This is a genomic window from Shimia thalassica, assembly GCF_001458215.1.
Classification (GTDB): domain Bacteria; phylum Pseudomonadota; class Alphaproteobacteria; order Rhodobacterales; family Rhodobacteraceae; genus Shimia; species Shimia thalassica.
The window spans coordinates 335,991-359,776 of the sequence record NZ_CYTW01000003.1; the positions used below are offsets into that span (position 1 = coordinate 335,991).

The 23,786-nt window shown below is 57.3% G+C and carries 21 protein-coding genes and 2 riboswitches; of the genes, 12 read left to right on the forward strand and 9 right to left on the reverse strand.

Annotation, left to right across the window (positions count from 1 at the left end):
• Positions 1-50: 50 nt before the first annotated feature.
• Together PH7735_RS14935 and PH7735_RS14940 are read left to right on the forward strand one after the other, a co-directional pair.
• Complete coding sequence (locus tag PH7735_RS14935; protein ID WP_082645256.1) at positions 51-707, forward strand: pyridoxamine 5'-phosphate oxidase family protein; 657 nt, start codon at positions 51-53, stop codon at positions 705-707.
• 38 nt (positions 708-745) lie between these two features.
• A complete protein-coding gene (locus PH7735_RS14940; protein ID WP_058312194.1) occupies positions 746-1,408 on the forward strand; it encodes an SDR family NAD(P)-dependent oxidoreductase in 663 nt (220 codons plus the stop codon).
• Between the two features lie 75 nt (positions 1,409-1,483).
• On the opposite strand, the gene PH7735_RS14945 is transcribed toward PH7735_RS14940, so the two are convergent.
• The gene (locus PH7735_RS14945; RefSeq protein WP_233488323.1) at positions 1,484-2,854 is read right to left on the reverse strand and encodes an MORN repeat-containing protein; all 1,371 of its coding nucleotides are present in this window, start codon (positions 2,852-2,854) and stop codon (positions 1,484-1,486) included.
• A gap of 189 nt (positions 2,855-3,043) precedes the next feature.
• Here PH7735_RS14945 and PH7735_RS14950 point away from each other — a divergent pair, with 189 nt between their 5' ends.
• Positions 3,044-4,702: an NAD+ synthase gene (locus tag PH7735_RS14950; RefSeq protein WP_058312196.1), complete on the forward strand. Its 1,659-nt coding sequence runs from the start codon at positions 3,044-3,046 to the stop codon at positions 4,700-4,702.
• A 45-nt stretch (positions 4,703-4,747) separates the two neighbouring features.
• On the opposite strand, the gene PH7735_RS14955 is transcribed toward PH7735_RS14950, so the two are convergent.
• Positions 4,748-5,713, reverse strand: a complete 966-nt coding sequence (locus tag PH7735_RS14955; protein ID WP_058312197.1) for a 1-phosphofructokinase family hexose kinase — start codon at positions 5,711-5,713, stop codon at positions 4,748-4,750.
• 1 nt (position 5,714) lies between these two features.
• A complete protein-coding gene (locus tag PH7735_RS14960; protein WP_058312198.1) occupies positions 5,715-6,647 on the reverse strand; it encodes an MBL fold metallo-hydrolase in 933 nt (310 codons plus the stop codon).
• 105 nt (positions 6,648-6,752) lie between these two features.
• On the opposite strand from PH7735_RS14960, the gene PH7735_RS14965 reads away from it, so the two are divergent.
• Positions 6,753-7,181 carry a DUF1801 domain-containing protein gene (locus PH7735_RS14965; RefSeq protein ID WP_058312199.1) on the forward strand — a complete coding sequence of 143 codons (429 nt, stop codon included), beginning with the start codon at positions 6,753-6,755 and terminating at the stop codon, positions 7,179-7,181.
• 75 nt (positions 7,182-7,256) lie between these two features.
• Positions 7,257-8,582: a glutamate--tRNA ligase gene (gene gltX / locus PH7735_RS14970; protein WP_058312200.1), complete on the forward strand. Its 1,326-nt coding sequence runs from the start codon at positions 7,257-7,259 to the stop codon at positions 8,580-8,582.
• 53 nt (positions 8,583-8,635) lie between these two features.
• Here the strand turns inward: gltX and PH7735_RS14975 are convergent, their stop codons facing one another.
• On the reverse strand, positions 8,636-9,811 hold the full coding sequence (locus PH7735_RS14975) for an acyl-CoA dehydrogenase family protein (RefSeq protein ID WP_058312201.1): 1,176 nt from the start codon (positions 9,809-9,811) through the stop codon (positions 8,636-8,638).
• 104 nt (positions 9,812-9,915) lie between these two features.
• Positions 9,916-10,479 (reverse strand): gamma-glutamylcyclotransferase family protein, encoded by a 564-nt coding sequence (locus tag PH7735_RS14980; protein WP_058312202.1) that lies wholly within the window; start codon positions 10,477-10,479, stop codon positions 9,916-9,918.
• Between the two features lie 95 nt (positions 10,480-10,574).
• On the opposite strand from PH7735_RS14980, the gene PH7735_RS14985 reads away from it, so the two are divergent.
• The 4 genes from PH7735_RS14985 (at position 10,575) to gcvP (ending at position 15,819) form a co-directional block, all read left to right on the forward strand.
• Positions 10,575-11,021: an RrF2 family transcriptional regulator gene (locus tag PH7735_RS14985; protein WP_058312203.1), complete on the forward strand. Its 447-nt coding sequence runs from the start codon at positions 10,575-10,577 to the stop codon at positions 11,019-11,021.
• 94 nt (positions 11,022-11,115) lie between these two features.
• Positions 11,116-11,203: riboswitch (glycine riboswitch) on the forward strand.
• A riboswitch (glycine riboswitch) is annotated at positions 11,204-11,280 on the forward strand.
• A gap of 85 nt (positions 11,281-11,365) precedes the next feature.
• Complete coding sequence (gene gcvT, locus PH7735_RS14990) at positions 11,366-12,490, forward strand: glycine cleavage system aminomethyltransferase GcvT (RefSeq protein WP_058312204.1); 1,125 nt, start codon at positions 11,366-11,368, stop codon at positions 12,488-12,490.
• A 21-nt stretch (positions 12,491-12,511) separates the two neighbouring features.
• Positions 12,512-12,871 (forward strand): glycine cleavage system protein GcvH, encoded by a 360-nt coding sequence (gcvH, locus tag PH7735_RS14995; protein ID WP_058312205.1) that lies wholly within the window; start codon positions 12,512-12,514, stop codon positions 12,869-12,871.
• A gap of 122 nt (positions 12,872-12,993) precedes the next feature.
• Complete coding sequence (gene gcvP / locus PH7735_RS15000) at positions 12,994-15,819, forward strand: aminomethyl-transferring glycine dehydrogenase (protein WP_058312206.1); 2,826 nt, start codon at positions 12,994-12,996, stop codon at positions 15,817-15,819.
• 52 nt (positions 15,820-15,871) lie between these two features.
• On the opposite strand, the gene PH7735_RS15005 is transcribed toward gcvP, so the two are convergent.
• Together PH7735_RS15005 and PH7735_RS15010 are read right to left on the reverse strand one after the other, a co-directional pair.
• Positions 15,872-18,397, reverse strand: a complete 2,526-nt coding sequence (locus PH7735_RS15005; RefSeq protein ID WP_058312207.1) for an ABC transporter permease — start codon at positions 18,395-18,397, stop codon at positions 15,872-15,874.
• On the reverse strand, positions 18,394-19,077 hold the full coding sequence (locus PH7735_RS15010) for an ABC transporter ATP-binding protein (protein ID WP_058312208.1): 684 nt from the start codon (positions 19,075-19,077) through the stop codon (positions 18,394-18,396). The genes PH7735_RS15005 and PH7735_RS15010 overlap by 4 nt, the downstream gene beginning before the upstream one ends.
• A gap of 14 nt (positions 19,078-19,091) precedes the next feature.
• On the opposite strand from PH7735_RS15010, the gene PH7735_RS15015 reads away from it, so the two are divergent.
• The gene (locus PH7735_RS15015; protein WP_233488324.1) at positions 19,092-19,757 is read left to right on the forward strand and encodes an arylesterase; all 666 of its coding nucleotides are present in this window, start codon (positions 19,092-19,094) and stop codon (positions 19,755-19,757) included.
• A gap of 96 nt (positions 19,758-19,853) precedes the next feature.
• On the opposite strand, the gene PH7735_RS15020 is transcribed toward PH7735_RS15015, so the two are convergent.
• Positions 19,854-20,060 (reverse strand): cold-shock protein, encoded by a 207-nt coding sequence (locus PH7735_RS15020; RefSeq protein ID WP_058312209.1) that lies wholly within the window; start codon positions 20,058-20,060, stop codon positions 19,854-19,856.
• Between the two features lie 343 nt (positions 20,061-20,403).
• Between PH7735_RS15020 and PH7735_RS15025 the strand changes: the two genes are divergently transcribed.
• Positions 20,404-21,726, forward strand: coding sequence for an NAD(P)-dependent oxidoreductase (locus PH7735_RS15025; protein WP_058312210.1), 1,323 nt, complete (start codon positions 20,404-20,406; stop codon positions 21,724-21,726).
• Between the two features lie 17 nt (positions 21,727-21,743).
• Complete coding sequence (preA, locus tag PH7735_RS15030) at positions 21,744-23,048, forward strand: NAD-dependent dihydropyrimidine dehydrogenase subunit PreA (RefSeq protein ID WP_058312211.1); 1,305 nt, start codon at positions 21,744-21,746, stop codon at positions 23,046-23,048.
• 115 nt (positions 23,049-23,163) lie between these two features.
• Here preA and PH7735_RS15035 read toward each other — a convergent pair whose 3' ends face one another.
• On the reverse strand, positions 23,164-23,781 hold the full coding sequence (locus tag PH7735_RS15035; RefSeq protein ID WP_058312212.1) for a TetR family transcriptional regulator C-terminal domain-containing protein: 618 nt from the start codon (positions 23,779-23,781) through the stop codon (positions 23,164-23,166).
• Between the last annotated feature and the right edge of the window lie 5 nt (positions 23,782-23,786).

The following is a 23,786-nucleotide window of genomic DNA, read 5'->3' on the forward strand; positions in this document are numbered from 1 at the left end:
TTCCAGTGGCGGCCTATCTGTTGCCCCAGGCCAGCAGAAGGAGAATGAAGATGGCACCTGACGTCCTGGAGCAAACAGAACGGACCCGCCTGCGCAGACTGCGCGAGAAGGGGTCTTATGAACGTGACACAATCAATGCCGTTCTGGATGCCATGCCGCTGGCCCATATTGGCTATGTCATGAATGGCACGCCGTCTGTTTTGCCCACCTTGCAATGGCGCGAGGGGGGTCATGTCTATTGGCACGGTTCATCCGCCAGCCGCGCCTTGCGCGCCATGAAGGGGCAACAGGTCTGTATGACCGTGTCGATTCTGGATGGGTTTGTTCTGGCGCGCTCCGCGCTGCATCATTCGGTCAATCAACGATCCGTCATGATCTTTGGCGAAGCCGAACAGATCACTGATACGGATGCCAAAAACGCCCGTATGAAGGCCATGTTCGATCACATGTTCCCAGGACGGTGGGACATCCTGCGCCCCATGCAGTCTCAGGAATCCAAGGCCACCGCCGTGTTTCGGATGCCATTGACCGAAGCCTCGGCCAAGCTGCGCGATGCACAGCCCGCCGATGACGAGGCCGACTATGCCTTGCCGATCTGGGCAGGGGTTGTACCTGTGTCGCTTCAACTTGGTGCGCCGGTGTCCGACCCGCGCAATCTGGCGCAGGTCACGCCTCCCTCTCACCTCGGGCATATCCGCATCGGATAAGGCTTGTCATTCCCAAGGCGCGTTCTAGCTTTCCTGTCATGAAACGCGCTTTGATTATTGGTGACACCGGCGGGATTGGCGCAGCTCTGTCAAAAGAGCTGCGCTCGCAGGATGTGTCGGTCACGGGTCTGTCCCGTGGTCGCGACGGATTTGATTTTGCCGACCCCGAAGGTGTGGATGCCTTGCTTGGCAACCTCTCGGGGCCGTTTGACATGATACTGGTCGCGACGGGGGCACTCACTTCAACCCGTCAGACGCCTGAAAAATCGCTAAGAGAGTTGAGCGCCGCCGAGTTGGCACAGCAATTTACGCTGAACACGATCGGGCCTGCGTTGGTGATGCGGCACGCCGCGCGTTTGATGCCACGTGATCGCCGTGCCGTGTTTGCCGCGTTGTCTGCACGGGTGGGATCAATCGGGGACAACCGTCTGGGGGGCTGGTATTCCTATCGCGCCTCCAAGGCCGCGTTGAACCAGCTGGTGCACAGCGTCGCGATTGAACTTTCGCGCAGTCACAAGCAATCGATCTGTGTCGCGTTGCATCCCGGTACCGTGGCCACGCGTTTTACCGCCGCCTTTGAAGCGCCCAACAAGCTGTTGCCAAGCGAAAGTGCGGCGTGCCTTTTGTCTGTATTGCAGCGCCTTGACGTGAAAGAGACCGGCGGCTTTTTCGCGTGGGATGGCACACCGATCGAATGGTAATGGCGCCTGCGCAAACAAAAAGGGGCGAGACCTGATCTCACCCCTTCATTTCTGTCCAACCTTGCCGGTTGCGCGTTAGCCGTCTGTTTTCAAAGCGCCATCTTCCCAGTCGCCCGTGGCCTCTTCGCCTGTTGCATAGCGCATCGTGCCTTCGCCCTGACGTTTGCCGGCTTTGAACATGCCCTCATAGACATCTCCGTTGGCATAGGTCGCAACACCTTTGCCGCTGATTTCGCCACTTGCCCACGCACCTGCATATTTGAACCCGTCGGGCATGCGGATTTCACCAGTGCCGTGGCGTTGACCGTCAGCAAACTGGCCTTCGTAGACCGTTCCGTCCGGATAGGTGGCCATGCCGTTGCCGTGACGCTGGCCGTCTTGCCAGTCTCCCTCATAGCGATAGCCGTCTGCATAGGTCATCACACCTTTGCCGTGGTTGCGCGCGTTCAGGAAAGACCCCGTATAGACAAGCCCGTTGGCATAGGTGGCCGTTCCTTCGCCTTCGATAACGCCGTTTTTCCAACCGCCGTCATAGGCCGACCCGTCAGGATAGGTGATTTTCCCCGTGCCATCGGCCAGATCATTGCGGAACTGGCCCACATAGATCGATCCGTCCGGATAGGTCACCTGACCATCGCCTTCGATATGGCCGGACACCCAGCTGCCGACATAGGTATATCCGTCAGAGCCGGTAAATGTGCCCTGACCATCGCGTTTGTCCGCCTGGAACGTGCCTTCATAGATATCGCCATTGGCGTAAATCACTTTGCCGGTGCCTTCGCGTTGTCCCGCAACCAGCTGGCCTTCGTAGACATCGCCGTTGGGTTGGGTCAAAACACCCGTCCCTTCGATTTGTCCGGCACGCCACAGACCTTCATAGATCAATCCGTCCGGCATGGTCAGCTTGCCGTCACCTTCGCGTTCGCCGGCAACAATCTGGCCCGCATAGATCGCGCCATCCGGATAGGTGATCCGCCCCATGCCTTCTTTGACACCATTGACCCAGTCACCGTCATAGACATAGCCGCCGGGGCTGGTCATGACACCTTTGCCGTGGTGCATCGCGTTCAGGAAACCGCCCTCGAAACGCACACCGTTGGCATAGATCGCAACGCCGGTGCCGTTGATCTTGCCGTCTTTCCATTCGCCTTCATAGGTGCCGCCATCGGTAAAGGTGATCTTGCCGATGCCTTCGGGTTTGCCTTTGGCAAACTGGCCCTCGTAAATGGATCCGTTCGGAAACCGCGCCTGACCCTTGCCTTTGATATCGCCGTCGACCCATTCGCCAACGTACTCATAGCCGTTCGGCAGGCGATACGTGCCGATTCCGTGCTGCAATCCGCCCTTGAACGTGCCTTCGTAAACGCCACCGTCATCATACTGCTTGGTCAGGATATCCCCGTCCTGCGCCGAAACAGCTGTAGCCGTACCAAGTAACAGCGTCATTGCTGCAATCTTCATTGCCTGTCTGTTTTTCATTCTTCTTGCCCCCGAGGGTCCATCCCATGCTGGCATGCAGCCTTGGGAGAAACCTAAATCAGCGCGCGGCTCTGGGCAACGTCTTTTGGCTGTTTACACTTTTCCTCGCGCTGGGTTCTGTTAAATCTGCTGCAAGAGACGCGACAGGAGGACCACATGTCCGACAGATTCCGCCTGACCATGGCGCAGGCCAACCCCACGATGGGGGACCTCGAAGGCAATGCTGCCAAGGCCTTTGCCGCTTGGCAAGAAGGCAAAAAAGCTGGCGCAGATCTCGTGGCGCTGCCCGAGATGTTCATTGTGGGGTACAACGCTCAAGACCTGATCAAAAAGCCGGCTTTGCAGGCTGCGGCTATGGCCGAGGTTGAAAAACTGGCCGAATCTTGCGCCGATGGTCCGGCCCTTGCCATTGGCGGCCCCTTCGCCGAAGGCGACAAGCTCTATAATGCATACTTTATTCTGAACAAGGGTCGCATCGTCAGCCGGCAACTCAAGCACCACCTGCCGAACTATACCGTGTTCGACGAGGTGCGTTTGTTTGACTCTGGTCCTCTCGGGGGGCCGTATGCCGTGGGCAATACCCGCATAGGCAGCCCGATTTGCGAAGACGCCTGGTTTGAAGATGTCGCCGAAACCCTTGAGGAAAGCGGCGCAGAGTTTCTCTTGGTGCCCAACGGGTCGCCCTATTACCGGGATAAATTCGACCGGCGCATGAACCATATGGTGGCACGTGTTGTCGAAACGGGGCTGCCTCTTGTTTATCTGAACATGGTGGGTGGTCAGGACGATCAGGTCTTTGACGGTGGCTCATTTGTGCTGAACCCCGGCGGAGAGCTGGCGGTGCAACTGCCCGTGTTTGACGAAATGACGGTGCATGTTGATTTCGAACGCACCGATGACGGCTGGCGCGCACTGCCCGGTGACAAGGCTTTGCTGCCTTCGGGGGAAGAACAGGACTATCGCGTCTGTGTCGAGGCATTGCGCGACTATATGGGCAAAACCGGTTTCAAGAAGGTGCTGCTTGGTCTGTCCGGTGGTATCGACTCGGCGCTTGTTGCGACGATTGCAGTGGATGCGCTGGGCGCGGAAAATGTCCGTTGCGTCATGCTGCCGTCTGAATACACCTCTCAGGCATCTTTGGATGACGCCAAAGACATCGCCGAGCGTCTGGGTTGTCGCTATGACTACGTGCCGATCGCCGAAGGGCGTCAGGCCATCACCAACACCTTGGCACCGCTGTTTGCAGGCACCGAAGAAGGGCTGACCGAGGAAAACATCCAATCCCGCCTGCGTGGACTTTTGTTGATGGCCCTGTCGAACAAATTTGGCGAGATGCTGCTGACGACTGGCAACAAATCCGAAGTCGCGGTCGGCTATGCCACGATCTATGGCGACATGGCGGGCGGCTATAACCCGATCAAGGACATGTACAAAACGCGCGTTTTTGAAACCTCACGGTGGCGGAATTGTACAAAACGCGATTGGATGATGGGCCCTGCGGGCGAAGTCATTCCGGTATCGATCATCGACAAGCCGCCCTCTGCGGAGTTGCGACCCGATCAAAAAGACGAAGACAGCCTGCCGCCCTATGACGTGCTGGACGCTATCCTGACAATGCTGGTGGATGAAGAGCGCTCGGTGGCCGATTGCGTTGCGGCCGGCTTTGAACGGGACACCGTAAAGCGCGTCGAGCATCTGCTTTATATCAGTGAATACAAACGGTTCCAGTCTGCTCCGGGCGCACGTTTGTCGAAAAAGGCCTTCTGGCTGGACCGGCGTTATCCGATTGTGAACAGGTTTCGCGACAAGTCCTGACTAGAGCGGGTTGCGTGGCGGGGTGTCCCCTTGTCGCGCAACCTGTCACTCGTCAAAGCAGCCGTAAATCGGGGTTATTTTACAATCACTTGTCAATCTGTCGACGTCTTCACGACGACAGAGTTCGGTTGCTTCCGTCATCACGGCGGCACTGGCCGCCGCTGCTCCACGCTGCATGGCGTTTGCAAGGGGGCTCCCTTGCGCCAATGCAAGTGTGAAGGCGCCGACAAAGCTGTCACCGGCACCGACTTTGCTTTTGACCGGAACGTCCGCTGCGGCCACATGCAGGGCGGTGTCGCTGGTTGCCAGAACCGAGCCATCTGCCCCTCTGGCAACAATCACCAACGTCGCCGCACCCTTGTGGATCAGGCTTTGTGCAAAGTCCGCCGTTTCGGCACGACTGGGCAAAGGCGCGCCATTGAGGGTCTCGGCCTCGTGTTGATCCATCCGAAGGATATGTGCCCTCACAGTTTTGTCCGTGACCAATCGCGTAAGCGGGTCGCCGGACAGGTCCGCAACAAGGTCGGCGCCATTCGTATGAACCGTGTCACAAAGTTTTGCCAGAAAACCGTTGGGCATTCCGGGGGGCAGGCTGCCGCTCAGGATCACCAGTGAGCCTTCCTGCACATGCTCCGACAGGGTCTCAAGCAACGCCTCGGCCTGCGGTTGCGACCATTCAGGGCCGGGCATCACAAAGCGGAATTGTTCATTGGTGGTCGTATCCGTCACGGCAAGGCTTTGGCGTGTTTCACCCGGACCTTTGAATGACAAACAGAATATGCCTTCCATTGCCAAAAGCTCGGCCAGCTTGTCACCAGTATGTCCGGCCAGAGCGACAAAGGTCCGGCTGTTGCCCCCAAGCTCGCGGATGGCGCGCGACACATTGATACCACCCCCACCGGGGTCTGTGCGTGGACGGGCACATCGCAATTTTGGTCCGGCGGTTACAACGTCAACGGCGGTGGACAGGTCCACCGCCGGATTTAGCGTAATTGTCAGAATGTCGCGCATTTTACATCATCAATTGGTAACTCGCGGGAACATACTGGAAAGCATCGTCCTTTGTCTCGACATATCCAACCGCTGGCCATGGCATGTGGTATCCAACAAAAGGAATTTTGTCGGCTGCCATCATATCCAGCATCTTGCGGCGTGTTTGAGCCGCAGCAGATTTATCCATGTCGAATTTGACTTCCCAATCGGGACGCGCAAGCGACCAGACATAGTGGTTGGCAAAGTCAGCTGCGAGGTGAAGCTGCTTGCCTTCGCTTTCCAGTCTGTATGTCATGTGACCGGGTGTGTGACCAAAGGCGGCAACCGCCGTGATACCGGACGCAACCGAGGCACCATCGTCAATCATGTCGAAACGCTCTGCATTGGGGCGCAGCTTGGCTTCAAAGGCTTTGTTGCCGTCTGTTTTGCTCCATGCATCAAATTCAACAGCGCCGGTCACGTGACGGGCGTTCGGGAAGGTCACCCCGTTTTCGCCGGCAACACCACCAATATGGTCGCCATGCATGTGGGTGATGACGACCGTGTCGATTTGATCCGGGGAATATCCCGCGGCCTTCAGCGCGCCGGTGATCGAGTCGGGGTTCAGGCCAGTGTCAAACAGGACAAGCTCCGAACCGGTGTTTACGACGGTCGGCGTAAAGAAGAACTGGGCTTTGTCGGTTGGAATGTTGGCTTGGGCAGAGGCCGAAGCAAAGTCTTCGTCTGATGCATTGAGGCCAAAGATATTGTGCGGGCCTTCAACTGTTCGTGTTCCAACGAGAAGTGTGGTGACTTCGAAGTTTCCCAGCTTCATACGGTTAAAGCGGGTCGATCCGACGCCCATCATGTCCGCGGCCGCCAAAGCAGGTGAGGCGAGCGCCGCTGACAGGGGTAGGGCAGATGCTCCGAGCAGAACAGAGCGACGATTGATGTGAGGTGTCTTCAGTTTCATGGTGAGGCTCCCAGAATAATTGGTAAAATCGATAATAGTCCGATTTTAAGAATTGCACAGATATTTTGCAAAAATGTGTCGCATTATAGGTAAAAAAGGCGTGATATGTCGAGTAATAAGACAGTTCCGACCAAAATGGACCCATCTGCCTTTCTGGAAGGCATTGTTCCGGACCGCCGAAAAGCCGATGCGCTGGAGTTGCTTGCGTTGTTTCAGGATGAGACCGGATTTGATCCAGTGATGTGGGGGCCTTCCATTGTGGGTTTCGGGCGCTATCACTATCGATATGCATCCGGGCGGGAAGGCGATTTTCTTGCCACGGGTTTCAGCCCCAGAAAGGCGAATTTTTCGATCTATATCATGCCGGGGTATCAGGATTATGCCGATTTTCTGGGTGATCTCGGGAAACACAAATGCGGGAAAAGCTGTCTCTATGTGAACAAGCTGAGCGATATTGATCTGACGGTGCTGCGCCATCTGATCCGTACCGGTTTGTCTGATCTGAACAAGATCTGGCCCGTGACGCCGCACTAACCCCGGCCTGTGGCCTGTCCTTTGCTGGACAAATGCAGCCACTTGTGGAAAGGGGAGACCCAACAGGAGAACACCATGACCACCACCCGTTTTGCGCCCTCTCCCACGGGCTATATCCACGTTGGCAACCTGCGCACCGCGCTGATGAACTATCTCATCGCGCGCAAGGCAGGCGGCACGTTTATTCTTCGTATCGATGATACCGATCCCGAGCGGTCCAAGCAGGAATACGTGGATGCGATCCAGCAGGACCTCGAGTGGCTGGGCCTTACGTGGGATCGTATCGAACGCCAATCCGCACGGTTGGACCGCTATGAAGACGCGGCGCAAAAGTTGCGGGAGATGGGCCGGTTCTATGAGTGTTTCGAAACACCGACCGAGTTGGACCTGAAGCGCAAAAAGCAGCTGAACATGGGAAAACCGCCGGTTTATGACCGCGCCATGCACACGATGTCTGCGGCGGAAAAGGATGCTTTGCGCACCGAGCGTGGACAGGGCCACTGGCGTTTTCTGCTCGATCAGGAACGGATCGAATGGAACGACGGTATTCTGGGCGATCTGTCGATTGATGCGGCATCGGTTTCCGATCCCGTGTTGATCCGTGGCGACGGTCAGATGCTCTATACCTTGGCGTCGGTTGTGGATGACACGGAAATGGGCGTGACGCATGTTGTGCGCGGGTCGGACCACGTCACCAACACGGCAACCCAGATTCAGATCATCGAGGCGCTTGGCGGCACCGTGCCGAATTTTGCGCACCACTCGCTGTTGACCGGACCACAGGGCGAGGCATTGTCAAAACGTCTGGGCACCCTGTCGTTGCGCGACCTGCGCGAAGCCGGTGTCGAGCCGATGGCGCTGTTGTCACTGATGGCGCGTCTTGGATCGTCCGACCCTGTCGAGCTGCGCAGCTCGATGGAGGAGTTGGCAGAAGGGTTCGACCTGACCCACTTTGGTGCGGCGCCAACCAAGTTTGACGAACAGGACCTCTATCCTTTGACGGGGCGTGTGCTGCATGACCAGCCTTTGGAAGCTATGGCTGACGATATTGCGGCTGCTGGTGTTCCGGCAGAGCTGGCCCAGCAGTTTTGGGATGTGACCCGCGAAAACATCATCACCCGCAAGGATATTGCCACGTGGTGGGCGTTGTTCTCGGAAGGCGCCGACCCGGTGATTGACGAGGAAGACGTCGCATTTGTTGCCGAAGCGATGGCGATGCTGCCCGAGGGGCCTTTTGATGGTGACACGTGGGGAACATGGACCAAAGCCGTGAAAGAGGCGACAGGACGCAAGGGGCGTGGTTTGTTCATGCCGTTGCGCAAAGCCTTGACCGGACAAAGCCACGGACCCGACATGAGCGCGGTTATGCCGTTGCTTCAGGTGGTCAAAGCGCGCGGATAAGAGTTTTACAGACCTTACGGAAAAGCCCCGCCAAATGGCGGGGCTTTTTGGTTTTAGCGCTCGCCGAACCCTTTGGGGATTGGTAGCGGGGCAAGGGTTTTTGCGCGTTTTTGCAAAGAGCGCCCGATGACAACGCGGCTGATTTCCGTGGTTCCATCCACAATGCGCAGCATTTGTGACAGGCGCGACAGACGATCCAAACCATAAGGTTGCAACAGCCCCATGCCGCCCAGAACCTGCGTACAGGTGTTGGCCGCACGCACGGCGCAATCCGGTACAAACCGTTTGGCATGTGCCGCCATCAAGGGGCCGTCGTCTGTGCCCAGCGCATGAGCGGCCTTGCGATACAACAGGCGAGAGGCCTCAAGTTCGGTTGCCACGTCGCCAAGCATCCACTGGATGCCATCCAAATCCAGATTGACCCCGTTGAACATCTTGCGGTTCGACGAATAGGCCAGCGCCGTATCCAGCGCGGCCTGCATCAGGCCACAGCACCCCGAGGCAATCGAGACCCGTGCGATGTCAATCGCCATGAGCGATCCTTGCAGGCCCTGACCCACCGGCAGAATGATATTATCCTCCGAGACCACCACGTTATCCATGTACATCTCTGACAATGGCAAGAAGTTGTAAGAGGGCGTGTCGTAGCGGTCCCCGAAGCTGAGGCCCTTTGCATCGGCAGGGATGGCGATCATGGCCATGTCCTTGTGACCGGGCTGATCCGAGGTTTTGACAACTGTAAAGTAGATATCGGCCTCGCCCGCCAGGGACACCCAAGCCTTGGCGCCGCTGATGGTCCAGGTCCCGTCCTCGTTGATAACGGCACGCGAATACATATTGCCCGCATCGGACCCAGACTGGGGTTCGGTCAGCGCAAAGTTGGCTAGTTTGCGACCGGATGTCAGATCGCGCGCCCATTTTTCTTTGAAGGCTTCGGTGCCAAATCCGCAACCGGCATAGGTGCAAATGTTGTGCATCGAGAGGGCAAAGGCATAGGCGCCATCGCCGTATCCAAGTTCTTCGTAAACGCGGATGCCATCCCCGAGTGACAGCCCCTGACCACCCCATTCAGGTGGCGCATACAACCCCGTCAGCCCCAGTGCTGCAGCCTTGTCAGACGCGTCACGCGGCCAGATACCGGCCTTGTTCCATGCGTCGACTTTTGGGGAAATGTCTTCGGCGCAATGTTTGCGCGCGTTTTCCAGAATGGTGTCTAATGTTTGGGTCATCTGCGGGCCTCCCGAACCGTTTTAAATGTCTGACAATTAATTGTCTGACAATTGTGGGTGGCTCAAGAGTTACCCTACGTCACTAATTCAAAAAGGCGCATGTATCACCTGTGGATCGAAACTTTTAACGCCCGAAGATGGTCGTCCACGAACCCTGTTTCGTCTTTGCTAAGGCTTTGGTGCCTCGGGTATTTGGGGGCGTCACGATCATCCAGAATGGGTGCGCTCCAACCTGCTGTGGTGTCAAAGAAACGTGCGGCACCTGCTTCGCCAAACTCGCGAAGATACCCTTGGACCACAACGTCGATATAGCTGAGCAAGACGGGGTGTTCGAAGGCGGGCGAGCCATGTTTGCCATCGGGGACAGCGTAAACAGACACGTTGACAGGGGCGTCCTTGGGGTGGGCAACAGCATCACAGACCAGATGGCGGTCATAGGCGTGTTCACGTTCATCCAGAGCAACCCAGTCGTCATTTGGAACATGTGCGATGAGGCCGTCAATTTCGGCGCTGTTGTCCTGAACCACGGTCAGAAAGGCGACAGGACGCAGGTCGGTATGCCGCCAAGCCCGCCTCCATCCCTTGAGACGTGCGAGGTGAATGTCGGCATAGACGTGGGTTTGACGGTTCACAAGGCTGCCATAGCCAAAGAAATAAGGTGTGCTCATGCGTTTAGGGATCAAATCTGTTGATCCATGTCAATTCAATAGGCCATTAAATGCGCATAATGGGTGTACCTTTGATATACTGATTGGAAGAGCGCGTGCGCATCACCAAACGAACCAACATTGCAATTCGCGTCCTCATGTTTTGTGCGGCGCATCGGGATCGGCTTGTCACCAAGTCCGAAATTGCCCAGGTTTGCAAAGCCTCGGAAAACCATCTTGCACAGGTTATCAATCAGTTGGGGCAAATGGGCGTGATCCATACCCAACGCGGGCGCAATGGCGGGCTCGAGCTGGCGCGTGAACCTGCCGAAATCGAGATCGGTCCAATCTTTCGCGAAATGGAATCTCCTGTGCCCTTGGCAGAGTGTTTCGCCGACGCAGACAGCACATGCCCTCTGGTCTCGGCGTGTCGTCTCAGAACGGCTTTGCAGGAAGCGGCTGAGGCTTTCTATAACCGTCTGGATGGTGTCACGCTGGATGGGTTGGTGTGTAACAACACGGCATTGTTGAATATTCTCGCGCCGGAGCCTTGCAAGCATTAACCGGCACCGCGCGTTCTGATCTCCTGAATTGGCAGGCTGTCCTAGGGTGAGCTTTGGGGCTTGCCAGCCAGAATCGGGTACACTACGGTATACGGGACGTGAGTCGGGAGAACCGGAAGTATCCGGTGCCGAAGGAGCAACCGCCCCGGAAACTCTCAGGCCGACAGGACCGACTCGCCGTAAAAATGAACTCTGGAGAGAGGCGCACAGCGTCCGCCGAAGGGATAACGATCTCAGGCCAAAGGACAGAGGGGGCATCGCCCGTACGGCGCTAATCCGTGCGAAAGGTTGATGCCGGACGTTTTCCATTCGTGGACTGCTCCGGGAGGGAAGGAGCAAGAACCATGGGTGAGCTGCACCGCACACCATTGTTCGATCTGCATGTTGCGTTGGGGGCCAAAATGGTACCGTTCGCCGGCTATGACATGCCCGTGCAATATGGATTGGGTGTGATGAAAGAACATCTTCATACCCGCACTGCTGCAGGGCTGTTCGATGTCAGCCATATGGGGCAGGTGATTTTACATGGTGACACCTATGAGGATGTCGCCAAAGCGTTTGAGAGACTGGTTCCCATGGATGTTCTCGGGCTGCCAGAGGGACGCCAGCGATATGGTTTGTTCACAAACGATGCCGGTGGCATTGATGATGACCTGATGTTTGCCAACAGCGGCGATCATTTGTTCGTGGTCGTCAACGCGGCCTGTAAAGAAGCCGACATAGACCGGATGAAAGCGGCGCTCGAGCCCGAAATCTCGGTCGAGGTTGTAACGGATCGCGCGTTGATTGCCCTCCAAGGACCGCAAGCAGCCACAGCATTGGCTCGGATCGCGCCTTCGGTAGCGGATATGAAATTCATGGATGTGGCAACCGTTGACATGATGGGCACCGAGGCTTGGGTTTCGCGGTCTGGATACACCGGCGAAGACGGATACGAAATTTCCATTGCTGCGAATCATGCCACGGCCTTGTGTCAGGCTTTGCTCGACATGGACGAGGTCGAGGCCATCGGCCTTGGCGCCCGCGACAGCCTGCGGCTTGAGGCGGGTCTGTGTCTTTATGGCAATGACATCGACGCGACCACATCGCCGGTTGAGGCCGGATTGATCTGGGCCCTTCAAAAGACCCGTCGTGCAGGCGGTGACCGTGAAGGCGGCTTCCCCGGAGCAACACGCATTCTGGGCGATCTGGCCGAAGGAGTGGCCCGCAAACGCGTCGGGTTGGTTCCGTCTGGCCGCGCACCAATGCGCGCCGGAACCCAGATTTTCGCCGCACCCGAAGGCGGCGATCCCATTGGCGAAGTGACCTCGGGCGGCTTTGGCCCAACCTTCGAGGGGCCTGTTGCAATGGGGTATGTCGGCGCGTCCTACGCGATGGCAGATACGGAACTTTATGGCGAGGTGCGCGGCAAACGCATGCCTGTAAAAGTGGCGAAGATGCCGCTCGTGCCCGCAAACTTCAAAAGATAAAAGACTAGGGAGATCCCAGAAATGAAATTCACTGAAGAACATGAATGGCTGCGCGTCGAAGACGACCTGATCGTGGTCGGCATTACATCGCATGCTGCGGAACAGCTTGGGGATGTAGTGTTCGTCGAACTGCCCGATCAAGGCGCAGAAGTCACCAAAGATGAAGACATCTGTGTGATTGAATCGGTCAAGGCAGCGTCCGACATTCTTGCCCCGCTCGATGGGGAAATCGTCGAAGTGAACGCCATGCTGGAAGAAGAGCCCGGCAAAGTGAACGACGATCCAATGGGCGAGGCGTGGTTCTTCAAGATGAAGGCCGCCGATCCATCCCAGATGGACGATTACATGGACGAAGCCGCGTATAACAAATTTATCGGCTAATGGTCTCTCGCTGCACGCCAATGCGCGCGCAAAGGTGCGTGCATTGGGGGGCGGCGAGGCCACGACGATGAGGGAGAGGTGCGTTCCAAAGGGCGCGCCACAGAGAGCTATTGGAGGACGACATGCCGTTCAAGCCAACCGACTACCTGCCATATGATTTTGCCAATCGCCGCCATATCGGGCCATCGCCCGAAGAAATGGCCGAAATGCTGAGTGAAGTAGGGGCCTCTGATCTGGATGCCCTGATTGAAGACACCGTTCCAGAAAGCATCCGGCAAAAAGAGCCTCTGGATTTTGGACGCCCGATGTCCGAACGCGAGTTGCTGCACTACATGCGGGTTACAGCCTCGAAAAACAAAGTGCTGACCAGCCTGATCGGGCAGGGGTATCACGGCACCGTTACACCGCCTGCTATCCAGCGGAACATTCTGGAAAATCCCGCGTGGTATACGGCCTATACGCCCTATCAGCCCGAGATTTCCCAAGGTCGTCTTGAGGCGCTGCTGAACTTTCAAACCATGATCTCGGACCTGACGGGGCTGGAAGTGGCGAACGCATCGCTTCTGGACGAAGCGACGGCCTGTGCCGAGGCGATGGCGATGGCGCAACGGGTTTCAAAATCCAAGGCCAAAGCGTTTTTTGTCGACCGTGACAGCCACCCGCAAAACATCGACGTCATTCGCACCCGTGCAAAACCGTTGGGAATCGAAGTGATCGTCGGCAACCCGGACAAGATGGATGCCAGCGCCGTGTTCGGTGCGTTGTTCCAATATCCTGGCACTTATGGCCATGTGCGTGACTTTACCGACCACATCAGCGCCTTGCATGAAAACAAGGCCATCGCCGTTGTGTCTGCTGATCCGTTGTCTCTTACCCTGTTGAAAGAGCCGGGCGCGATGGGGGCGGATATTGCCGTCGGCACCACCCAGCGTTTCGGCGTGCCTGTTGGCTATGGTGGTCCACACGCGGCCTATATGGCGACCAAGGACGCCTACAAACGCAACATGCCGGGCCGGATTATCGGTGTGTCCATCGACAGCCACGGGAACCGTGCCTATCGTTTGTCATTGCAGACCCGCGAACAACACATCCGTCGCGAGAAGGCGACATCGAACGTGTGCACCGCACAGGCTTTGCTGGCCGTCATGGCATCAATGTATGCAGTGTTCCATGGCCCCAAGGGCCTCAAGGCGATTGCCCAGCGTATTCACCGGAAAACCGTACGTCTGGCCAAGGGTTTGGAAGCAGCTGGGTTCAAAGTGGACCCGCAGGCGTTCTTTGACACCATCACGGTCGATGTGGGGCCTCTTCAGGCTGCGGTCATCAAATCGGCGGTGGACGAGCAGATCAACCTGCGCAAAGTGGGCGAGACCCGTGTGGGCATCACTTTGGACGAAGCCACACGTCCGGCCACGGTCGAGGCTGTCTGGCGCGCATTTGGGATTGATCTCAAAGATGACGATTTCACGCCGGAATATCGTGTGCCCGACCAGATGCACCGCAGAACCGAGTATCTGACGCACCCGATCTTCCACATGAACCGCGCCGAAACCGAAATGATGCGGTACATGCGTCGTCTGGCAGACCGCGATCTGGCGCTGGACCGCGCGATGATCCCTCTTGGGTCTTGCACGATGAAGCTGAACTCGGCCGCAGAAATGATGCCCGTGAGCTGGCGAGAGTTTTCGCTCATTCACCCGTTTGTGCCCGTCGATCAGGCGGAAGGCTACGGAATCCTGCTCAAAGATCTGTCGGAAAAGCTCTGCCAGATAACGGGATATGACGACTTTTCTATGATGCCGAATTCGGGCGCGCAGGGTGAGTTTGCAGGTCTTCTGACGATTGCGGATTACCACACCAAGCGCGGCGAAGGACATCGTAACGTCTGTCTTATCCCGATGAGCGCACACGGAACCAACCCAGCCTCTGCCCAGATGGTCGGCTGGAAGGTCGTGCCGGTTCAATCCGCGGACAATGGCGATATTGATCTCGATGATTTCCGGGCCAAAGCCGAAAAACATGCCAACGAACTAGCCGGCTGTATGATCACGTATCCTTCGACACATGGTGTGTTCGAGGAAACGGTTATCGAGGTGTGCCAGATCACACATGATTTTGGCGGGCAGGTGTATATCGATGGGGCCAACATGAACGCGATGGTCGGATTGTCACGTCCCGGCGACCTTGGCGGGGATGTCAGCCACCTGAACCTGCACAAGACCTTTGCCATTCCACACGGCGGCGGGGGCCCCGGCATGGGACCGATCGGCGTCAAGGCGCATCTTGTGCCGCACCTGCCCGAAAAATCCGGCGCAGTCAGCGCCGCGCCCTATGGATCTGGCTCGATCCTGCCGATTTCATGGGCCTATTGCCTGTTGATGGGGGGCGAAGGCCTGACGCAGGCCACCCGCGTCGCAATCCTGAACGCCAACTATATGGCCAAGCGTCTCGAAGGGGCTTTCGAGGTACTTTATCGCGGGCCTACGGGCCGTGTTGCACATGAGTGCATCATCGATACGCGGCCCTTTGCTGACTCTGCCGGGATCACCGTCGAAGATATCGCCAAGCGTTTGATCGATTGCGGCTTCCACGCACCCACGATGAGCTGGCCAGTGGCGGGCACGCTGATGATCGAACCGACGGAATCCGAGAACAAGGCCGAGCTGGATCGTTTCTGTGATGCGATGCTGGCGATCCGCGAGGAAATCCGCGAGATCGAAGAAGGCCGCATCGATGCCGAGAACAATCCATTGAAACATGCACCGCATACGATGGAAGATCTCGTTCGCGATTGGGATCGCCCCTATAGCCGGGAACAGGGATGCTTCCCTCCGGGGTCGTTCCGTGTTGATAAATACTGGCCTCCGGTCAATCGCGTGGACAACGTGTTTGGGGATCGAAACCTGATCTGCACATGTCCCCCGATGGAAGATTACGACGACGCATAAAGAAAGGGCCCCGCAATTTGCGGGGCCCTTTTCCTATCAGGGATCGCAGGGGTTATTCTCGGGCCCTCAGAATACGTGCGGGCCGCGCTGCCAATGGCGCGGCGGCAAATGCAAGGCTGGCAAGCAGCGTGGCACATATTCCGCCCAGAATGATCGCGATGGCGTTGGGCCAGATGACGCTAAAGCCGGTATCAAGCACAAAATACGTAACTGCCCAAGCGCCGCCAATTCCTGCGGCCAGCGCCACGCTTCCGGCCGCGGCGCCGGTCAGGGCGGCGCGCAAGGCAAAGGACGTCAGGATACGCAGACGCGGCGCCCCAAGTGTTTTCAGGATGGCCGCTTCGTAAATCCGGCTGGTCTGGCTGGCGGCAGCCGCACCGATCAGCACAAGGAACCCGGTGACTAGCATGACCGACGCGCCATAAGACGTGGCATCAGCAAGGCCCGACAACAGGTCGGACACGCGCGCAATCGCATCACGCACCCGAATGGCCGTCACGTTTGGATAGGTGTTCGACAGATCGCGCAAGATGGCGGCTTCCGCGTGTTCCTCGGCATAGACTGTTGCGATGAAGCTGTGCGGGGCGCCTGCCAGTGACGCGGGGTTCATAACCATGACAAAGCCCATTCCGGCAGTCGAGAAATCCACCTCTCTGAAGCTGGTGATGGTGCCTTTGATGTCCCGTCCCAGAACGTTGAGCGTAATTGTATCGCCCAGTTCCAAGCCCATTTCTTCGGCTTCTTCTGCGGCAAAACTGATTTGTGGCGGGCCGGTATAATCTTCGGGCCACCATGAGCCGGCGACAATTGTGGTGGTGTCGGGAATTGAGGCGGCATAGGTCACGCCGCGATCCCCCTCCACAACCCAATGCCCGCCTGCCACCTCTGTCGCGGGACGTCCGTTGATCTTTGTGATCAAGCCGCGCAACATCGGTGCCGTTTCGGTGTCTGAGACGGCAGGGTCCGATCCAACCCGTTCCAGAAATCCGTCGATCTGGGTTTTCTGGATATCGACAAAGAAATACGAGGGCGCCACTTCGGGAAGGTCGCGGGCAATCGCCGTGCGCAGGTTGCCATCAATCTGGCCTACCGCCGAAAGGACGCTGAGACCCAATCCAAGTGACAGCACCACAGGCAATGCAGGTTCCTGTGACGACGAGATGGCGTTGAGTGCCCAGCGCAAAGGCGGGTTCTTTCGCGTGCGAGGGGCTGCGAACTTTGCAATGCGGCTGGTCAGGGTTGCAGCCACAGCCAGCAGGACCAGCGCCGCCATGATGCCGACCGCAGCCCAAATCGTGAGCTGCCATGATCCAGAGAACCATCCGGCAAGAGCCAGCAGAACGCCGAGGAAAAACACCGTCAGAGCAATATAGCGGAAAGCGGGCAGGGTGCGCGCCGCGCCGTCAGCATCCCGAAACAGCGCCGCCGCGCGCACATCTTCAGTGCGCGCCAAAGGCCACAGCGTAAAGATCAGGGCAGTCAACAAGCCGTAAAGCGCGGCCTCGATCAGAGGTGTGGGATAGATGGCAAAAATGGCGGGCACGGGCAGGCTCGATTGCAAGAGCGGAGCCAGCAAGAGAGGCAGGCCAGCCCCCAACAAAAGACCAAGGAACACACCGCAAACCGACAGCACGCCAATCTGGAGGAAATAGGTGAGAAAGATTGTCTGCCGTTCCGCGCCAAGGCTGCGCAAAATGGCAATGATCGCGGTTTTGCGAGAGAGATAGGCGCGGATCGCAGCCGACACACCAATCCCGCCCACTGCGAGGCCGGACAGCCCGACAAGGATCAGAAAGGCCCCGAGACGTTCGACAAACTGTGCCACGCCCGGCGCGCCATTGCGCGAATCCCGCCAGCGCAAACCGCTGCTTTCAAACAGGGCCTGCGCTTGGGTCTTGGCGTCTTCCAGCGCTGTGCCCTCAGGCAGATCAAGACGGTATTTGGTTTCGTAGAGCGTGCCGGGCGTCAACAATCCGGACTCGGCCAGCCCCCTTGTGGCAACAATCGAACGCGGTGCGAGCCCGAAGCCGCCCGCATTGTCCGGTTCATTTACCAACGCAGCTGTCAGATGAAACTGTTGTGTGCCCAATGTGAAGGTATCGCCAATCGTCAGGCCAAGCCGGTCAATCAGGATTTTCTGCATCACACCGCCAGGAATTCCGTCTTGGGGCGCCAGGGCTTCGGCAAGCGGGATGTCGGGATCAAGCGTCACCGTCCCGATCAGCGGATAGGCGTCATCAACGGCTTTGACCTGTGTCAGCCCCCGTTCCGAAACGCCGTCATGAGTGACAACGGCCATAGAGCGGAAATCGACAATCTCGGAGGTTTTGGTTGCGTTTTCGGCCATCCACGCCTTTTCCGCATCCGAGGCAAAGCGATAGGTGAACTCCATCTCGGCGTCGCCGCCCAGCAGAGAGGCGCCTTCGGCCGCAAGGCCCGCTTCTATACTGGACCGCACGCTGCCAATGGCGGCAATGGTCGCGACACCCAAGGCAAGGCAGGCCAGGAAAATCCGGAACCCGGCCAGTCCGCCACGCAGCTCTCGTTTGGCGAACTTCCACGCAAGTTGCAGGTTCATGCTGCGGCCTCTTGCGGCTCGACGCGGCCATCCCGCAGCCGCACGACGCGGTCACACCGTCGGGCAAGCTCATTCGAGTGGGTCACCAGAACCAGTGTCGCCTCATGGCGGTCGCGTAGCTGGAACAACAAGTCGATGATGGCCTGACCATTGCTTTGATCCAGGTTTCCGGTCGGTTCATCCGCCAAAAGAATATCGGGGCGTGGCGCCACGGCGCGGGCAAGGGCCACACGTTGTTGTTCGCCGCCTGACATCTGGCGCGGGAAGTGATCGGCACGATGCGCCAGCCCCACCGCCTCAAGCTCGGCCATGGCGCGTTCAAACGCGTCTTTGTGTCCGGCAAGCTCCATCGGGGTGGCCACATTTTCAAGAGCGGTCATGGTCGGGATAAGGTGAAAGCTTTGAAAGACCACACCCATGTGATCGCGCCGGAAGCGTGCCAGCTGGTCTTCGGTCATGGTGCTGAGGTTTTTTCCCAATGCGGAAATTTCACCACCTGTTGCAAGCTCGAGCCCGCCCATCAGCATCAAAAGCGAAGATTTGCCCGATCCTGAGGGCCCAACCAGCCCTAAAGTTTCCCCTTTTGCGACGTCTAAAGAGATTCCATGAAGAATTTTGATCCGTCCGGCATTGCCATCCAGCGCAAGACGCGCATCTTTAAGAGAAAGAACTGTATTCATAAAAGGGAACCTCAATGATGTGGTGTTCAAGGCTATATGGTGGCGTCACGGGATTGAGCAAGGCGTTGACACTGGTTTTCCTGACCTCAGCGCCTCTTGCTGCCGAACAAGTGGCAGTTGTTGCCTTCGGAGACAGCCTGACACAGGGCTACGGGCTTATTGAACAAAACGGGCTGGTGCCGCAAATGCGGCGTTGGCTCGAGTCCCAAGAGGTTGATGTGCGACTGGTCAATGCGGGTGTCTCGGGGGATACAACGGCAGGAGGACTGGCGCGGATCGACTGGACGCTGAGCGACGATATCGACGCGATGATTGTTACGCTTGGGGGCAATGACATGTTGCGTGGCTTTGATCCGGCGCTGTCGCGTCAAAATCTGGCAGGCATCCTTGCCGCCGCGCAAGTCAGAGACGTTGATGTCCTTCTGGTGGGAATGACCGCTGCCGGAAACTATGGCCCTGAGTACAAACAGGCCTTTGACGAGATGTATCCCGAGTTGGCAAAAGAATACGGGGCGCTGTTCAGCGAGAATTTCTTTGCGGGATTAGGATCAGAAGACCCGTCAGAAGTGGCAAACCTCATGCAGCCTGACGGCATCCATCCCAATGCCAAGGGGGTTGCCCTGATTGTCGAGGCTCTTGGCCCCGATGTTTTGCGTCTGGTGGAAAAAACTCAAAACTGAACACCCGCCGAGAAGGGCAACCGTGCCGCAAAATGGGATTGGATACAAAAAAGGCGCCTGTCATCAGGCGCCTTCCTCAAATTCATAAGCGGTATATTAAACCAGCGACAGGTTTGTCGCGGCTTCACGGCCGTTACGGCCGGTTTCCAGCTCGAATTCTACTTTTTGGTTGTCGGCAAGACCTGTAAGGCCCGAACGCTCAACAGCCGAAATGTGCACAAACACATCTTTGCCGCCATTGTCGGGTGCGATAAAGCCGTAGCCTTTAGTTGTGTTAAACCATTTGACGGTGCCAGTTGCCATCGTCGTGTCTCCTGTTAGGTGCCTTCCGCAGATATTTCGGAAAGCGTCGTAATATAATTGCTGCCCGCAGAATTGCGGCAGCAAGGCAAAGTCAGTGCAAGATCGAGTGACTGAGCCGCAGGGAACAGAGGGTCGATAAAGGTAACGTCGCAGCGTTGATATGGTTCAGAATCGCGTCAATATCAATAGTTTTTGCCTAAAGAGCCCCTTCTTAGCTGCTGAAAGTGGTTAAATGTTAAGCGGATACAGTTTTGTGTCTCAAAAAATTATTTTACCAGTTGATAAAAATTTTCCGCCGTGACAGCCTGTTTGCAATAGCCAAACGATGGAATGGGGAGAAACCATGACCACATCACCGTTGAGCGAAGGGATCGTTTCGGGCCGACTGGCGTCGGATCAGCTGTCCGAAAACTTCGCGGATTTACACCCGCAACTGGAAGACCACGAGGCGTTGGTTGCCGCAGACCGCTGTTATTTTTGCCATGACGCGCCCTGTATGACCGCCTGTCCGACAGATATCGACATTCCACTGTTCATTCGCCAAATCGCAACCGGCACGCCAGAGGCGGCGGCGAAAACCATTTTCAGCCAGAACATTCTTGGCGGCATGTGCGCGCGCGTTTGCCCGACCGAGACACTGTGCGAAGAGGTTTGCGTGCGTGAAACCGCCGAGGGCAAGCCGGTCGAAATCGGCCGTTTGCAGCGCTACGCCACCGACATCCTGATGGACAGCGGCGTGCATCCCTTTGAACGCGACGCACCGACTGGCAAGAAAATTGCTGTTGTTGGCGCAGGCCCTGCTGGTCTCGCGGCGGCACACAGGCTGGCCATGTATGGCCACGACGTGACGGTTCTGGATTCGCGCGCCAAAGCCGGTGGCCTGAACGAGTTTGGCATCGCCTCTTACAAATCCGTCGACAATTTCGCAGCGCGCGAAGTTGACTGGTTGTTGTCGATTGGTGGCATCACCGTTGAGACGGGCAAGGCTCTTGGGGGCGACCTGACGCTGGACGCCCTGACGGCCGACTTTGATGCGGTGTTCCTCGGGATTGGTCTTGGCGGTGTAAATGCGCTGGGCGCCGAGGGTGAAGACAAAGACGGTGTGTTGGATGCTGTTGAATTCATTTCTGACCTGCGGCAGGCCTCGGAGCTGGGCAGCGTCGAGATTGGTCGTGATGTCGTTGTGATCGGTGGCGGTATGACAGCCGTGGATGCGGCGGTTCAAGCCAAGCTTCTGGGCGCTTTGAACGTCAGCCTTGTCTATCGCCGCGGTCGCGATCGCATGAACGCAAGCCAGTTTGAACAAGATCTGGCTGCCTCGAAAGGGGTGCGTATCATCACCAACGCCTCACCCAAAGCGGTGATCGGGAACGGTGCGGTGCGCGAGATCGAGTTCGAATACACCGATGATGATCTGTCTGCGACAGGTCAAACCGTGCGTCTTGCAGCCGATCAGGTTTTCAAGGCCATTGGCCAGACGCTGGAGGGCAGTGGTCTTCCGGATCTGGACGGTCGGAAAATCGCTGTGGATGGTACGGGCCGCACAAGTGTGCAGGGCGTTTGGGCCGGTGGTGATTGCGCCGCTGGCGGGGACGATCTGACCGTGACCGCCGTTGCCGAGGGCCGTGACGCGGCCGAAGATATTCACGCCACGTTGACGGCGTAAACAGGGAGATCAGCAAAATGGCCAATCTCGAAAGTGAATTCGTAGGGATCAAATCCCCAAACCCGTTCTGGCTGGCGTCCGCGCCTCCGACGGACAAGGAATACAACGTCCGCCGCGCCTTTGAGGCCGGTTGGGGTGGTGTTGTCTGGAAAACTCTGGGCGAGGCCGGTCCCCCGGTCGTGAACGTCAACGGACCACGTTACGGCGCCATTTATGGTGCGGACCGTCGTTTGTTGGGGTTGAACAACATCGAGCTCATTACCGACCGCCCGCTTGAGGTGAACCTCGAAGAAATGACGAGGGTCAAACGCGACTATCCGGATCATGCTTTGATCGCCTCTGTGATGGTGCCTTGCGAAGAGGACGCGTGGAAAAAGATTCTGCCGATGATTGCGGAAACCGGGTGTGACGGGTTCGAGCTTAACTTTGGCTGTCCGCATGGCATGGCCGAACGCGGCATGGGGTCGGCTGTTGGGCAGGTGCCCGAATACATCGAAATGGTGGCGCGCTGGTGTAAAGAAGCGACCGACCTGCCGGTGATTGTCAAGTTGACGCCCAATATCACCAATGTTCTTTATCCGGCCGAAGCGGCCCTGCGTGGTGGCGCAGACGCGGTGAGCCTGATCAACACGATCAACTCGATCACCTCTGTGAACCTTGATGTCATGTCGCCAGAGCCAATGATTGACGGAAAGGGCACCCATGGTGGCTATTGCGGACCTGCAGTCAAACCGATTGCCATGAATATGGTCGCGGAAATTGCCCGTAACCCTGAAACGGCAAACCTGCCCATCAGCGGCATTGGGGGTATCACCACATGGCGTGACGCGGCAGAGTTCATGGCGCTGGGCGCAGGCAATGTTCAGGTCTGCACCGCCGCAATGACCTATGGCTTCAAGATTGTGCAGGAAATGATCTCTGGTCTGTCCCAGTGGATGGATGAGAAGGGCTATGAAAGCACTGCAGACTTTGTCGGTATGGCAACGCCGAACGTGACAGACTGGCAGCATCTGAACCTGAACCACATCACCAAAGCCGAGATCAGTCAGGACGACTGCATCAAATGTGGCCGGTGTTATGCGGCTTGTGAAGATACCAGCCACCAAGCGATCGAAATGTCCGAAGACCGCGTGTTCACGGTTAAGGATGATGAATGCGTGGCCTGCAATCTGTGCGTCAACGTATGTCCGGTGGAAAACTGCATCACAATGCGCACGCTCGAGCCGGGTGAAATGGACGAGCGCACCGGCAAGCCCGTCTCAGATGCCTATGGCAGCTGGTTGTCACATCCCAACAATCCGTCCGTTCAGGCGGCTGAATAACCCCCGCCTTCGGGCGACTTTCCTCCCGTGGGGCACATCGCCCTACTCCTAAGCTCGCAGCAGGACTTGGCCTCCTACTGCGGGCTTTTTTCGTATTCAGAGACGGGTAGGCGTTTTAGGGCGTCAAAAGCTTGCGGAAAAGCGTATCAAGGTATGCCTCCGCGCCATCTAGGGCCTTGGTTTCCGGCGCCATCAACACGCGGACCTGCGCATCAAAATCTGCATAATGCTGTGTTGTCGACCATATCGAAAAGATCAGGTGACGCGGATCAACCGGTGCCAGTTTGCCTTGATCGATCCAGTTTTGAATCAGCTTGGTCTTGTCATCAAACAAAGGCTTCAACCCGCTTTTCAGGTGAGGCGCCATGCGTGGCGCGCCTTGCAGGACTTCATTCGCGAACAGGCGGCTTTCGCGTGGAAATTCGCGGGTCATTTCGATTTTGCGATGCACATACCCCATAATCTCTTCAAGCGGGTCACCTTGGGGGTTTAGGTGTTCGAGGGGCTCAAGCCAGCTTTCCATCAGTTGGTTCAAAAGCGTGACGTGGATCTCTTCCTTGCCAGCAAAATAGTAGAGGATATTTGGCTTTGACAGGCCAGCTTCGTCTGCGATTTGATCAAGGGTCGCGCCGCGATAGCCATGGCTCGAGAACACCTCAAGCGCGGCGTTCAGGATCAATTTGCGGTTTCTGAGCTGGATGCGGCTGGGCTTTTTGGCCGGTGTCGATGCCATTGGGC

Excerpts from the sequence above, each read along its gene's own strand:
- PH7735_RS14935 (WP_082645256.1), top strand. The coding sequence starts at position 51 with ATGGCACCTGACGTCCTGGAGCAAACAGAACGGACCCGCCTGCGCAGA.
- PH7735_RS14940 (WP_058312194.1), top strand. The coding sequence starts at position 746 with ATGAAACGCGCTTTGATTATTGGTGACACCGGCGGGATTGGCGCAGCT.
- PH7735_RS14945 (WP_233488323.1), bottom strand. The coding sequence starts at position 2,854 with ATGACGCTGTTACTTGGTACGGCTACAGCTGTTTCGGCGCAGGACGGG.
- PH7735_RS14950 (WP_058312196.1), top strand. The coding sequence starts at position 3,044 with ATGTCCGACAGATTCCGCCTGACCATGGCGCAGGCCAACCCCACGATG.
- PH7735_RS14955 (WP_058312197.1), bottom strand. The coding sequence starts at position 5,713 with ATGCGCGACATTCTGACAATTACGCTAAATCCGGCGGTGGACCTGTCC.
- PH7735_RS14960 (WP_058312198.1), bottom strand. The coding sequence starts at position 6,647 with ATGAAACTGAAGACACCTCACATCAATCGTCGCTCTGTTCTGCTCGGA.
- PH7735_RS14965 (WP_058312199.1), top strand. The coding sequence starts at position 6,753 with ATGTCGAGTAATAAGACAGTTCCGACCAAAATGGACCCATCTGCCTTT.
- gltX (WP_058312200.1), top strand. The coding sequence starts at position 7,257 with ATGACCACCACCCGTTTTGCGCCCTCTCCCACGGGCTATATCCACGTT.
- PH7735_RS14975 (WP_058312201.1), bottom strand. The coding sequence starts at position 9,811 with ATGACCCAAACATTAGACACCATTCTGGAAAACGCGCGCAAACATTGC.
- PH7735_RS14980 (WP_058312202.1), bottom strand. The coding sequence starts at position 10,479 with ATGAGCACACCTTATTTCTTTGGCTATGGCAGCCTTGTGAACCGTCAA.
- gcvT (WP_058312204.1), top strand. The coding sequence starts at position 11,366 with ATGGGTGAGCTGCACCGCACACCATTGTTCGATCTGCATGTTGCGTTG.
- gcvH (WP_058312205.1), top strand. The coding sequence starts at position 12,512 with ATGAAATTCACTGAAGAACATGAATGGCTGCGCGTCGAAGACGACCTG.
- gcvP (WP_058312206.1), top strand. The coding sequence starts at position 12,994 with ATGCCGTTCAAGCCAACCGACTACCTGCCATATGATTTTGCCAATCGC.
- PH7735_RS15005 (WP_058312207.1), bottom strand. The coding sequence starts at position 18,397 with ATGAACCTGCAACTTGCGTGGAAGTTCGCCAAACGAGAGCTGCGTGGC.
- PH7735_RS15010 (WP_058312208.1), bottom strand. The coding sequence starts at position 19,077 with ATGAATACAGTTCTTTCTCTTAAAGATGCGCGTCTTGCGCTGGATGGC.
- PH7735_RS15015 (WP_233488324.1), top strand. The coding sequence starts at position 19,092 with ATGATGTGGTGTTCAAGGCTATATGGTGGCGTCACGGGATTGAGCAAG.
- PH7735_RS15020 (WP_058312209.1), bottom strand. The coding sequence starts at position 20,060 with ATGGCAACTGGCACCGTCAAATGGTTTAACACAACTAAAGGCTACGGC.
- PH7735_RS15025 (WP_058312210.1), top strand. The coding sequence starts at position 20,404 with ATGACCACATCACCGTTGAGCGAAGGGATCGTTTCGGGCCGACTGGCG.
- preA (WP_058312211.1), top strand. The coding sequence starts at position 21,744 with ATGGCCAATCTCGAAAGTGAATTCGTAGGGATCAAATCCCCAAACCCG.
- PH7735_RS15035 (WP_058312212.1), bottom strand. The coding sequence starts at position 23,781 with ATGGCATCGACACCGGCCAAAAAGCCCAGCCGCATCCAGCTCAGAAAC.